Source organism: uncultured Ruthenibacterium sp. (genome assembly GCF_963558415.1).
Lineage (GTDB): Bacteria > Bacillota > Clostridia > Oscillospirales > Ruminococcaceae > Ruthenibacterium.
Map to the genome: position 1 here is coordinate 1 of NZ_CAUWGY010000064.1, position 12,907 is coordinate 12,907.

The 12,907-nt window shown below is 45.6% G+C and carries 13 protein-coding genes and 1 other annotated feature; of the genes, 12 read left to right on the forward strand and 1 reads right to left on the reverse strand.

Annotated features, from left to right (window positions below; genetic code table 11):
- Positions 1–144: 144 nt before the first annotated feature.
- Positions 145–385: a binding site (T-box leader), on the forward strand.
- 60 nt (positions 386–445) lie between these two features.
- From pheS to AB5H98_RS10035, 5 genes are all read left to right on the forward strand, one after another.
- Complete coding sequence (gene pheS / locus AB5H98_RS10015; RefSeq protein ID WP_367925762.1) at positions 446–1,465, forward strand: phenylalanine--tRNA ligase subunit alpha; 1,020 nt, start codon at positions 446–448, stop codon at positions 1,463–1,465.
- A gap of 18 nt (positions 1,466–1,483) precedes the next feature.
- On the forward strand, positions 1,484–3,862 hold the full coding sequence (pheT, locus tag AB5H98_RS10020; RefSeq protein ID WP_367925763.1) for a phenylalanine--tRNA ligase subunit beta: 2,379 nt from the start codon (positions 1,484–1,486) through the stop codon (positions 3,860–3,862).
- Between the two features lie 156 nt (positions 3,863–4,018).
- Positions 4,019–4,264 carry an IreB family regulatory phosphoprotein gene (locus AB5H98_RS10025; protein WP_349215038.1) on the forward strand — a complete coding sequence of 82 codons (246 nt, stop codon included), beginning with the start codon at positions 4,019–4,021 and terminating at the stop codon, positions 4,262–4,264.
- A gap of 30 nt (positions 4,265–4,294) precedes the next feature.
- Entirely contained in the window at positions 4,295–4,588 is a 294-nt protein-coding gene (locus tag AB5H98_RS10030; RefSeq protein WP_367925764.1) for a hypothetical protein, read from the forward strand.
- An 81-nt stretch (positions 4,589–4,669) separates the two neighbouring features.
- Positions 4,670–5,026 (forward strand): type II toxin-antitoxin system PemK/MazF family toxin, encoded by a 357-nt coding sequence (locus tag AB5H98_RS10035; RefSeq protein WP_367925765.1) that lies wholly within the window; start codon positions 4,670–4,672, stop codon positions 5,024–5,026.
- Between the two features lie 40 nt (positions 5,027–5,066).
- On the opposite strand, the gene murC is transcribed toward AB5H98_RS10035, so the two are convergent.
- Positions 5,067–6,446: a UDP-N-acetylmuramate--L-alanine ligase gene (gene murC / locus AB5H98_RS10040; protein WP_367925766.1), complete on the reverse strand. Its 1,380-nt coding sequence runs from the start codon at positions 6,444–6,446 to the stop codon at positions 5,067–5,069.
- A 119-nt stretch (positions 6,447–6,565) separates the two neighbouring features.
- Between murC and AB5H98_RS10045 the strand changes: the two genes are divergently transcribed.
- The 7 genes from AB5H98_RS10045 to AB5H98_RS10075 form a co-directional block, all read left to right on the forward strand.
- Positions 6,566–7,378: a hypothetical protein gene (locus tag AB5H98_RS10045; protein ID WP_367925767.1), complete on the forward strand. Its 813-nt coding sequence runs from the start codon at positions 6,566–6,568 to the stop codon at positions 7,376–7,378.
- Between the two features lie 104 nt (positions 7,379–7,482).
- On the forward strand, positions 7,483–8,433 hold the full coding sequence (locus tag AB5H98_RS10050; protein WP_367925768.1) for an NAD-dependent epimerase/dehydratase family protein: 951 nt from the start codon (positions 7,483–7,485) through the stop codon (positions 8,431–8,433).
- A 30-nt stretch (positions 8,434–8,463) separates the two neighbouring features.
- Positions 8,464–9,261 carry a sugar phosphate isomerase/epimerase family protein gene (locus tag AB5H98_RS10055; RefSeq protein ID WP_367925773.1) on the forward strand — a complete coding sequence of 266 codons (798 nt, stop codon included), beginning with the start codon at positions 8,464–8,466 and terminating at the stop codon, positions 9,259–9,261.
- A gap of 35 nt (positions 9,262–9,296) precedes the next feature.
- Entirely contained in the window at positions 9,297–10,085 is a 789-nt protein-coding gene (locus AB5H98_RS10060) for a glycosyltransferase family 2 protein (RefSeq protein WP_367925769.1), read from the forward strand.
- Entirely contained in the window at positions 10,072–11,187 is a 1,116-nt protein-coding gene (locus tag AB5H98_RS10065) for an FAD-dependent oxidoreductase (protein ID WP_367925770.1), read from the forward strand. Before AB5H98_RS10060 ends, AB5H98_RS10065 begins: the two co-directional genes overlap by 14 nt.
- Positions 11,184–12,134 (forward strand): glycosyltransferase, encoded by a 951-nt coding sequence (locus AB5H98_RS10070; protein WP_367925771.1) that lies wholly within the window; start codon positions 11,184–11,186, stop codon positions 12,132–12,134. Before AB5H98_RS10065 ends, AB5H98_RS10070 begins: the two co-directional genes overlap by 4 nt.
- 210 nt (positions 12,135–12,344) lie before the next feature.
- On the forward strand, positions 12,345–12,907 hold a 563-nt coding region (locus AB5H98_RS10075; RefSeq protein ID WP_367925772.1), incomplete at its 3' end, for an NAD(P)/FAD-dependent oxidoreductase.

A 12,907-nucleotide genomic window follows, 5' to 3' on the forward strand; every position in this document is an offset into this window, starting at 1 on the left:
GGGAAATGCGTGTGGTATCCAAGCCGATGCCAGCAATCATTTCCATTCTCCTCTCTTGGGATTCCTAGTTTTCAGTATACTGTTTTTTTGCTTCAAAATCCAGTCAAGGACTTGAATTTTCGGTAAATGAACGGTATAATATGCTAAAACGCTATGACAAAGAGAGTACACACGAGACAATGTCTCAAGAGAAAGGTATCAATGGGCTGAAAATACCTGACAGAAGAGCGTGTGGAAGTTCACTTTTGAGCGGTCCTGCTGAAGGCGAGTAGCTGGTAGGTGGGGACGGTGGCCGCCGTTATCGGGCGAAAGAGTGTTTGCTCTTGTACAATCGTACGGCAAAAATATGGGTGGTACCGCGGAGCTTTCAGGCTTCGTCCCTGTCTAAAGGCAAGGGACGAAGCCTTTTTTCGTCCCAAAATTTCACAGTAAAGGAGAAAGAACGTTGAAAGAGGCACTGCAAAATATCAAGGCCACAGCAGATACGTTGATCGCGCAGGCGGAAAGTACCGCTCAGGTAGAAGAACTGCGCGTTCGCTTCCTTGGAAAAAAGGGCGAGCTGACTGCTATTTTAAAACAGATGGGTAAGCTTAGCCCGGAGGAGCGTCCTGTGGTAGGAGCTTTGGCGAACGAGGTGCGCGAGGCGATTACTGCGGATATTGCGACCCGCACCAAAGAATTGGAACATGCGGCGTTAAAAGCGCGTTTGGCACAAGAGGAAATTGACGTGACACTGCCGGGCAAACGTCCTGTGCAGGGAAATCGTCATCCGTTTGAGCAGGTCTTGGGCGAATTGAAGGAGATTTTCCTTGGAATGGGATTTGATGTAGTATCCGGCCCTGAGGTGGAATTGGATCACTACAACTTTGAAATGCTGAACATGCCCAAAAGCCATCCGGCGCGTGATACACAGGATACTTTTTATATCACGGAGAACGTGCTTTTGCGTACGCAAACCAGTCCTGTGCAGATTCGCACGATGGAAAATCAGAAACCGCCCATTCGCATTATTTGTCCGGGACGCGTGTATCGTTCTGATGCGGTGGACGCTACGCATTCACCAATTTTCCATCAGATTGAAGGCCTGGTAGTGGATAAGAATATCACCTTTAGTGATTTAAAGGGAACGCTGGAAATGTTCATTAAAAAGTTGTATGGCGAGGGCATTCGTGTTCGGTTCCGTCCCCATCATTTTCCATACACTGAGCCCAGCGCTGAGATGGATATGAGCTGTTTCAAATGCGGTGGCAAAGGATGCAGTCTGTGCAAAGGCGAGGGCTGGATCGAAATTCTTGGTTGCGGCATGGTGCACCCAAAAGTGCTCGAAAACTGTGGCATTGATCCGGAAGTTTATTCCGGTTTTGCGTTTGGCGTAGGCCTGGAGCGCATTGTTATGATGCGCTATGGCATTGATGACATGCGTTTGTTATATGAAAATGATTTGCGTTTTTTGAAACAATTTTGAGTTGAGGAGGAACACAACATGAAAATGCCATTAGGATGGGCGAAAGAATTCGCCAAGTTCGAGTGTACTCCTCACGAGTATGCCGAGCGTATGACGATGAGCGGCAGCAAGGTGGAAACCTATGAATGCGAAGCTGATCAGATTCAAAATGTGGTTGTGGGAAAAATTCTATCCATTGTACCGCATCCGGACTCGGATCATATGGTGGTTTGCCAGGTAGACGTGGGACAGGAAGAGCCGGTGCAGATCGTTACCGGCGCAGGAAATCTGAAGGTAGGAGATCTAGTTCCTGCTGCATTGCACAAAAGTCTTTTGCCCGGCGGAAAAGAAATTCGCAAGGGAAAATTGCGTGGCGTTGCGTCGAATGGCATGCTGTGCAGTCTGTCCGAGTTGGGGTTGACTACACACGATTTCCCCAATGCCATCGAGGACGGTATCATGGTGCTGGATGAAGAATGGCCCGTGGGAACGCCCATTGTGAAGGCACTGGGGTTGGATGACGTAAGCGTCGATTTTGAAATTACACCCAACCGTCCAGATTGTTTGAGTGTACGCGGGTTAGGACGAGAGACTGCCGCTACTTTTGGCGTGCCGTTTTTGGATCATGTTCCGCAAGTGAAGCCCGGACATGGGGATGTGAATGATTTCCTCAAAGTGGAAATTGAGAATCCGGATTTATGTTACCGTTATGTGGGTGCGGTTGTGGAGAATGTACGTGTAAAACCATCGCCCCGCTGGATGCGTGAGCGGTTGCGCCTGTGTGGTGTGCGCCCCATCAATAACTTAGTGGACATTACCAACTATGTCATGCTTGAGTATGGTCAGCCCATGCATTGTTTTGACTACAAATATGTAAACGGCGGTCATATTACAGTGCGCAACGCCCATCCGGGGGAGGAGATTGAAACTCTGGATGGAGTGGAACGTTCTCTCAGCCCGGAGATGCTGGTTATTGCAGATGAAAAAGGTCCAATTGCAGTTGCAGGCGTAATGGGCGGAGAATTTTCCGGTGTCTACGAGGACACGACAACGATTGTATTTGAAAGCGCCATGTTTAATGGCCCGTCTGTGCGCACTACAGCCAAAAAACTCGGCATGCGGACCGAGGCATCCGGCCGTTATGAAAAAGGTCTGGATCCCAATGGCTGTTTGCGTTGTTTGAATCGCGCGCTTGAGCTGGTACAGCTTTTGGATGCAGGCGATGTAGTCAACGGCGTAGTGGATGTCTGGACTCAAAAACGCGAGGAACGCAAGGTCCTGTTGCGCCCGGAGATGGTAAACAAGCTGTTGGGAACTCAATTGGAAAAACAGCAGATGATCGATATTTTGCTTCCGCTCGGTTTTACCATGGATGGCGACTATGTAGTGGTTCCGTCTGATCGGTGGGATGTGGAACGCGACTGTGATATCGCCGAGGAAGTAGCACGGTATGTGGGATACAACAAAATGCCGTCCACAATCATGACCGGCGTGGCCAGTGCGCGTCCTACAGAGCGTCAGTCATTCCGCGAAAAAATGCTGAATACATTGGTTGGATATGGCTTGTACGAAGTGGAAACATTCTCATTTTTCAGCAGAAAGGCTTTTGATGCCATCAATTTGCCTGAAAACGATCCTCTGCGGAATGCGGTCGTAATCTCGAATCCATTGGGTGAGGACACTAGCATTATGCGCACTACGGCGTTGCCCAGTGTGATGGACGTAGTAGCCCGTAACTACAATGCGCGTGCGACAGAGTGTGCGGTTTTCGAAGATGCTACAGTGTATTTGCCTCACGGAGGCCCCGACGAATTGCCGGACGAGGTGGAAAGCGTTGTGCTGGCGTGTTATGGGCAGGATTATGACTATTTGGCTCTGAAGGGTGTAGTGGAAAAATGGCTGGAGACTGCTGGCGTTGAGAAAGTACATTACGTGCGAAATGCCGCGGGAACCACCTATCACCCCGGACGCTGTGCGGACATTTATGTGGGTGATCAAAAACTGGGCGTGATTGGCGAATTACACCCCACGGTTTTGGCCAACTATGGAGTGAAACCAAGAGTAGTTGCTGCGGAACTGAATATGGATGTTTTATTTGAAAATCGCGGCGGTACTGCGATGTTCCGCCCGCTACCCAAGCACCCTGCTACGACACGAGATTTAGCTCTGGTGGCAGATTTGTCCGTACCGGCGGCAGAAATAGCGGATCGTATTGAAAAAGCAGCAGGAAAACTTTTGGAAAGCTTGACTTTGTTTGACGTTTATACCGGCGAACATATGGCAGAGGGGAAAAAGAGTCTCGCATACAATTTGGTGTTGCGTGCATCGGATCGCACGCTTACAGATGAAGAAACGGACAACATTGTTCACAAAGTACTCAAGAGCCTAATGGAGATTGATGTTGTGCTGCGTAGCTGATTTAGACAGAACCTTACAAAAAACACCGCGCATTTGCGCGGTGTTTTTTGTCCTTGAGGACGGAAAAAGGCTTTTTATGTCCATCCTCTTGCATGAAAATGGATTTTAGGATACAATAATATGCAGGAATATTTTGTTCGAGGAGGGACAGAGAGTATGAGTGAGCCTACCGCCATTTTCTCGATTTACGATGACAAGGATAAAGAGATAAAGGCTATTTTAACGGATGTGTATCGTGCACTGAAGGAAAAAGGATACAATCCAATCAATCAGCTTGTGGGATATATTCTCTCGGAAGATCCCACCTATATTACAACCTATCAGGGCGCTAGGGCAAATATTCGCCGTATTGACCGCGACGATTTACTGCAGGTGTTGCTGAAAAATTACTTGGGCGAGTAAACTGCGCCCACAGAAAAGGAGAACCTTCTCATGGCATTTACCCCTAAATTGACTTATAAAGGAAAACCTTTGGTTCGTTGCAAAAACGATATTTATTATGGGAACCTGGCAGATCCGTATGTGATTTTTATGCAGGTTTTGACCAGTAAAGAGGAAAATGGTGTTCGAATTGCGGATCGTATTCATGTGACACTGCTTTCTACGGACACGACGAAAAGCCCGATTGAGCGGATGGCTCGGCAGAGTGACAAGTATGGTCTGTGGAGCGCATTGGAAATTGGAAGCATTTGGTTAGAAAAGGCGTTGGGCGAAAAAAAAGTATAACATCCGCAAAGGAAAGTTTTTCATTTTGTGTTTAAAAGAACCCTCTTTTTGCCAAACTAAAGGCAAAGGGAGGGTTTTGTTTTGGAAAAAGAAGTTAAACGCGGAGAGGTTTTTTACGCAGATCTGAGCCCAGTAGTAGGATCGGAGCAAGGCGGTATCCGTCCCGTACTTATCGTTCAAAACGATGTGGGAAATCGATACAGCCCCACAGTGATTGCTGCTGCTATCACTTCAAAACAGGACAAAACAAATCTGCCTACACATATCGGATTAAAAGCAGGAACAGGCGGGCTGACCAAAGACAGTGTTGTGCTACTGGAGCAAATTCGTACACTGGATAAGCGGCGTTTGCGCGAGAGGGCCGGACGCATCGATGTAGAGGCACAACATAAAGTAGATGCGGCATTGGGAATTAGTTTCGGTTTGGAAAGTAGATAGAATAAAAAGGACGCTCGTTTCAGAGCGTCCTTTTTTCATTTTATTCTGGCTTCCATGCCATCATTTTTTTCGCAGCTTTGTAAATGTCACCACAGCCCAAAGTAATAACAAGATCACCAGGCTGGGCATTACGCATTACGTAGTCCACTACCTCATCGAAAGTATTGAACCAGACACTGCCGGGAATTTTGGCGGCCAGATCTTTGGTTCGGATGGTGTAATCTTCCGCGCGTTCGCGGCTGCCCATGATTTCTGTCATAACGACATGATCCGCAACAGACAGAACACGGGCAAAATCGTCTAAGAGCATTTGTGTGCGCGTGTAGGTAAAAGGCTGGAAAACGGCCCATACATGTTTATATTTCATTTCCATAGCCGCCTGCAAGGTGGCTTCCAATTCCGTGGGATGATGCGCATAATCGTCTGCAATGGTCACACCGTTGTTTTCACCCAAAAATTCAAATCGGCGTCCAGCACCGCGAAATGCAGCAATTCCTGCAGCGCATTGCTCCGGTGTGCAGCCTGCGGCACTGGCGCAGGCAAAGGCAGCCAGAGCGTTGTATACATTGTGCTCACCAGGAACATTCAATTCGATGTGTACCCCTTTGATGCCATGGACTTGCAAATCAAAGCAGAAGAAAGAGGGGCGATATTCTTTTATATTCACAGCACGGTAGTCGGCCGGTTGCCGCGTACTAATGGTAGTCACGTGCCGATCGATACTACCAATCACTTCTACGGTATTGGCATCATCAATATTGGCTACCACAGTGTTGGTCGTCAACAAAGCGAATTTTCGGAACGAAGCTTTTAGGTTTTCCATGGTCTTGAAAAACTCCAAATGGTCCGCATCTACATTCAAAATGACCGAAAGGTAGGGAACTAAGTGTAAAAAGGTGTTGCTGTATTCACACGCCTCTACAACAATTTCTTTTCCAGCTCCGTAGCGTCCATAAGCATCAATCAACGGAAGCTTTCCGCCAATAACGGCTGCGGGATCTGTTCCGGCCATAACCATAATTTGAGTCGTCATAGCGGTAGTGGTTGTTTTGCCATGGGTGCCAGCGATGCATAAAGGATGAGGATAGGTGTTGGCCACATACCCCAACATAATGCTGCGTTCGACCGTGGGAATTCCAAGCCGACGGGCTTCTTCCACTTCGGGGTTTCCTTTCATGATCGCTGCGCTATAAACTACCAACTCGGTTCCGTGCACGTTTTCTGCCTTGTGTCCCATAAAAATGGGAATGCCGAGTTTGCGTTCCCGCTCAATGATGTCTCCTTCGTTTACATCGGATCCAGTGATCTCATATCCAACCTCGTGCAGAATTTGCACTAGGGGGAACATTCCACTTCCGCCGATTCCAACAAAATGCAGTTTTGTTTTTCCGTCCAGCAAAGTGCTGTCAAATGCGTTCATAGGTCATTCACCTCTTATCAGATATTATATAATTTTTTTTGCATAAAATAAACAATTGAAGAAAATTTTTGGTATAATGCACTTAGAATAGCCAAGATATGTCAAAGGAGTTGGAAAGCATGACCGCAGAAGGCGTAGAACAAAACTATATTTTGAAAGACGGAGTACTTCAATGTGTAGTACCTTCGCTGGAACGGTATTATCAGGAGGAACCGTCCCGCATTCTTGCTTTGTTTACGGCTTGTGCTGCGCAAGGATGTACAATAGAGGTGAATACCTATGCGGCGGCCTTGAAAAGCGTACCATTGCTAAATCGTTTGCCCGCGTCTGTGTTGCGGGAAAGTGTTCAAAATTTATTGCTTTCAGATATGCCGGAGGCCTTGGACCCGTTGATTGCGGCTGGTGCTCTTGCGTCCTATGGAATTGTGAATAGTATTTCTTGCCTTCACGAACTTCAGAATGTTCCCTGCACAATGGAGAGTCGTTGGTGGTCATTTTTGCGCCTTTGCAATGCGAATTATCGGTTCGTCTGTGAACGGTTGGGCTTTTCGCAACGCTTTGCAGAGGCACTTGTGGCGTTGGACAGGCTTGCCGCTACGAGAACACTTCCTCAAGATGTGCAAGAGCTTAAGCGCCTTCTGAGTACTTTGCCAGAAGTGGATTATGAGTCGGCGGCTAAAACATTTTTGCTGCATGATGAACGCTGGCAAGGACAAATTGAGCTCTTTGAGCAATTACGTGAAAGCAGAGAGCCGTATCTCGTGCGGCACTTGGCAGTTACTCCGGCCGAGCTAGTTGCAGCGGGTGTCTCCAAAGAGAAAGTTGGCCGTGTAGTGCGTGGGCTTTTGGATGCGATTATCAAAGCGCCTGCGGTGAATACACAACCGGCTTTAATCGCATTGGCCAAAACTTTGGAAGAACAGTATCGATGATGAGAGGAAGGCGAATATCGCCTTCCTCTTTTGCAGCTCCATTTACAACTGTTTTTGGAGCATGATATAATGAGTAAAATTATTTGGATGAAGGGGAAGTTGGCTTGAAAACAGTACTGGTGGGTTCGACAGGTTTTGTAGGCGGTAATTTGGCTGCACAATACTCTTTTGATGAGATGTATCATTCAACAAACGTGCAACAAGCCTTTGGTTCTTCTCCGGATTTGTTGGTTTATGCAGGTATGCCAGCGGCTAAATATCTTTCCAATCAGGATCCAGAAAAGGATTGGCAGGTAGCCGAAAATGCCTGCCGAAATATACAAAAAATAAATCCACGCAAATTGGTTTTAATCAGTACAGTAGATGTATATGCAAATCCATTGGGGGCAGATGAAGATACTCCGGGAGATTTGGATCAGCCACAGGCCTATGGACGCAATAGAGCGAGACTTGAACAAATTGTAAGATTGCAGTGCCCGGACGCGTTGATCCTTCGTTTGCCGGGACTGTTTGGAATCGGTTTGAAAAAGAATTTTATTTATGATTTCTTGCATCGAACTCCTTCTATGTTAAACGACACGATGTACCGGAAACTTTCACAGGAAAGTGATTTGGTGGCACAATGTTACGAATCTCAGGGAAATGGTTTTTGGAAGCAGGTTGCGCCGGCCAATAAAAAAATAGAATTGGAAAATTGGTTTGCAAAAAATGATTTTAATGCACTTTGTTTTACAGACAGCCGTTCCAGCTATCAATTTTACGATTTGGCGTGTCTATGGAAGGACATTTCTTTTGGACTGATGGAAGGCCTGCCGTTGCTGAATTTAAGTGTTGAGCCATTGCGTGTTTCGGAATTATACGCATATTTGACAGATGGAAAAAGCTTTTGCAACGAGTGTGCGCAGCCCCCGGCATATTATGACATGCGTAGCAAATATGCAGGTTGTTTTGAGGGCGGAAAAGATGGTTACTGTTATGATAAAGAAGCAGTACTCAGACAAATCGCGGCTTTTGTCGACAGAGAAAGAGCTGCAATGAGAACAGAAAACGATTAATTTGATAGAACAATGAGGAGTGCAATGATGATGGCCGTAAAAAGGAAAAGATTAGCCCTTTCCGTTTCCAATATCGGTTTTTTTGAGGCGGATGACGAGAGAGTATGGTCATTGTTGCAAAAACTTGGATATACGGGTTTGGAAATTGCACCTACACGTTTGGTGGGAATGCGGCCTTATGAAAAACGTGATGCGGCTTGTGAAAAGGCCAGAATGTTATATGAACGATATGGCTTGCGTATTTCTTCTATGCAGAGTATATGGTATGGAAAGAGCGGAAATATTTTCGAACCAAAAGACGCTCAGCACTTATGGGAATATACAAAAAAGGCTGTGGATTTTGCTGCGGCTTTGCAATGTTCCAATCTTGTTTTTGGAAATCCGCGTCAGAGGAAGATGAGATGTGGGGAGACTCAGGAGCAAGCGCTTGGATTTTTTGCTGATATCGCAGCTTATGCATGCCAGTGGGGGACAAGAATTGCCCTTGAGGCAAATCCTGAGGTTTATGGAACGAACTTTTGCAACCACAGTAGAGAGGCGTTTGATTTTGCATCGAAAGTGCCAGGCTTAAAAGTGAATTATGATTTGGGCACGTTATTGACCAATGAGGAGTCGTTAGATGTGCTTTTTGAACATTTAGATCAAGTGAATCATATTCACATCAGTGAACCAGAGCTTGCACCTATACATGTAAGACAAGTTCATCATTGTTTGGCGCAAGGACTTTACAAAGCGGGATATACAGGGTTTGTTTCTGTAGAGATGAAGACACAGGAGTTTTCGGTGGTAGAGCGTGTGCTAAATGAAGTGGCGGAGGTGTTTGCGTGACGAGGGTAGAAGGTAGGATAGGGGTTCCGACTTATATGAAAACGGAGTTCTCACCCAAGTCGTCCGCTTTTTGTGTGTTGATTCCGATTATTAACGAAGGGGAGCGTATCCACGCGGAACTTGGTAGAGCCAAGCAGGCAGGAATATGTGAAAAAGCAGATATTATTTTGTGTGATGGCGGGTCGAATGATGGAAGCATGGATTTGGAATTGCTTCGCAAAATGGGAGTGAATACTCTGCTTGTAAAACAAGATGTTGGAAAACAGGGAGCCCAATTGCGAATGGGAATTAGCTTTGCGTTGGAACGCGGATATGAGGGAGTCATTACAGTAGACGGCAACAATAAGGATTCGGTGGAAAGCATTCCTTTGTTTATAGAAAAATTGTTGGCGGGATACGATTTGGTACAGGGCAGCCGTTTTATTTCAGGAGGACGTGCGGTCAATACACCGTGGCAAAGATGGCTGGCGGTGCGGCTCATTCATGCCCCAGTCATCAGTTTGACTGCGCGCTTTCACTTTACAGATACGACCAATGCATTTCGTGCCTATTCTCGAAAATATTTGACCCATCCGGACGTTCAACCTCTTCGGGATATCTTTTCGGGGTATGAGCTTCTGGCGTATCTTTCTGTTCGTGCAACGCAATTGGGGCTGCGTGCATGCGAGGTGCCGGTTGCACGTGTGTATCCCAAAGGAGAAAAGACGCCTACAAAAATAAAAGGAATGCGCGGAAATATTGATTTGCTTAAGATTTTGTTTAACAATTTCCGGGGAATGTACGTGCCCGGCAACGGGGGAGAAACAGTAAATGAAATGCGATAAGGTCATTTTCGGTGCGGGGCTCTATGGGTTATATGCAGCCGAAAAATGTGGTGCGCGTGGAGAAAATATCGTTGTTCTAGAGTGCGATAGCCAAGCATTTATGAGAGCCACCTATATTAATCAGGCACGCGTTCATATGGGCTACCATTATCCGAGGAGTTACTCTACAGCAATCAAGTCTGCGCATTATTTTGAACGATTCCACCGAGATTTTTCTTTTTGTGAACATACGTCTTTTCAGCAAATTTATGCAACGAGTACTCACTTTAGTTGGACAAATGCGGAAGAATTCAGACGATTTTGTAAGGCGGCGGGAATTTTTTGTGAAGAGGTACAGCCAGAAAAATTTTTTCGTAAGGGAATGTGCGATGGCGCTTTTTTAACTCGAGAATATACTTACGATGCACAGGTGCTTAAGCAATATTATCTAGAACGCCTTTCCAGTATGAAAAATGTTAAAATCCATTTTTCTACAAGACCGACTCGGATAGAACAGGGGGGCGACGTATGGCAAGTGTTGGCCTCCGATGGGTCCGTTTATGAAACGCCTTATATTTTAAACGCAACCTATGCAGGAGTGAACGGCATTCATGAAATAATGGGATATGAACCCTTTAAGATTAAGTACGAACTGTGTGAAATCATTTTATGCGATGTAGATGTTCCGTTAAAGGATGTGGGGATCACAGTAATGGATGGCCCGTTTTTCTCTATTATGCCTTTTGGAAAAACAGGATTTCACAGCCTTACCAGTGTAACGTTTACTCCACATGTTACTAGTTATACAGTTTTGCCGACCTTTGCATGCCAGGCGCATAGTGGTGATTGTTGCCAACCGGAGCGTCTTTCTAATTGCAATGAATGTCCATATAAGCCGGCTTCCGCTTGGCCTTATATGGGGCAATTGGCACGCACATATTTAAAAGAAATGTATGGATTCCATTACCGTAGTAGTTTGTTTAGCATGAAACCAATCCTAAAGGCCAGCGAAATCGATGATTCACGACCAACCGTTATTCGCGTAATGCATCGTGCGCCGATGTTCGTTAGTGTCCTGTCCGGAAAGATTAATACAGTTTACGATTTGGATGAGGTGCTATGAAGGTGGAAAATGAGAAAAGAAAAGAAGCGAATTTTGTCTCTGTAATCGGATATTTACATGATGGCGAGCATTGTGTACAGGACTTTTTGAAAAAAGTGGATGGCGTGATGCGTACGCACTTTTTTCAATATGAGATTATTCTGGTGGATGATTGTTGTCGCGATAAAAGCGTAGAAAATGTTCGTTCTTTCGTGGATCAGAATGCACAAACCATTCCAGTTACCATTGTGACGATGAGTGTGCGCCAAGGTGTGGAATTGGCGATGAATGCGGGTGTCGATCTAGCAATCGGTGATTTTTTGTTTGAATTTGATTCACTCGAGATTGATTATGACCCCAATTTGATTTTTGAAGCTTATCAAAAGGCGCTGTCCGGCTATGATATTGTTTCTGTGGGGCCCAAAAGCAATCGCAATCTATCCAGTAGTTTCTTTTATAAGGTTTTCAATGCCAGTTCTGGGTCTAGATATCCGATTCAAACAGATGTATTTCGTGTTTTAAGTCGTAGGGCAATTAATCGGGTACATGCTATTTCTCCTACACCTGCATATCGAAAGGCTGCCTATGCAGCCAGTGGATTAAAAGCTTACGCAATGAGAGAAGAAAGCATTCCCCATATGAGGGATGTGAATGAGTCATTACGCTTTTCGTTGGCTGTTGATTCTTTGGTTTTGTATACAAATGCAGGGTATAAGCTTTCCTGTGGGATTGCCGGGTTGATGCTATTTGCAACATTGCTTGAGTTTGTATATACGCTTGTGATTTATTTGGGTGGCGGAAAACCTATTGAGGGTTGGACAACAACAATGTTGGTATTGACCCTTGGCTTTTTTGGTGTGTTTTTGATTTTGGCCATTGTTCTTCGCTATTTGACTCTGTTGGTCGATTTGACATTTAGACACCAGAGATATTTAGTCGAAAGCGTTGAAAAAATACAAAAAAGATAAAAAATCTACTGAATGGTGACTTGGTTGCCTGTAAAAGGATTTTTCGATATAATGATGTCGACTTTGGATTTGCGCTTTTTATCGGATGTGTTTTGAGAAGGTTATTGGTAAAATAGACTGCGTGAGATCGTATGACAGATATCGTTATTTCCGGGAATGAGAGAGTATCGTCTGAAAGTCTGTTTGGACGTTGTTTTTGAGGAGGAAGTTTTGGCAAACGTTTTAATCATAGGAGCCGGCGCTTCGGGTTTGTTTTGTGCGGGTGCAGCAGTACGTGCAGGACACAAAGTCACTATCTTAGAGCACATGCCCAAGCCGGGACGTAAAATTCTTGTTACCGGAAAAGGTCGATGCAATTTAACCAATGCCTGTGAGCCAGCAGAGTTTCTGAAACATGTGCGTCGAAATTCACGGTTTCTTTATTCTTCACTTACGGCTTTTTCTCCTTTTTTTTTAATGGATCTGTTCGAAAAGGAGCTCGACGTGCCATTGAAAACAGAGCGAGGACGTCGTGTGTTTCCTCAAAGCGATCGTGCACAAGACATTTTGGATGCACTGTTGCGATGGGCAGATGGCGCAAAAATTGTTTACTGCGGGGCAAAGGCGCTGTTGATAGAAGAGAATGCGTGCAAAGGAGTATGTTTGCAGGACGGAAGTTGTTTGCGAGCAGATTGGGTTGTAGTAGCGACCGGTGGCGTTTCTTATCCAAAGACGGGCTCAACGGGTGATGGCTATCGATTGGCAAAACAGGCAGGGAATACAGTTGTTCCCCG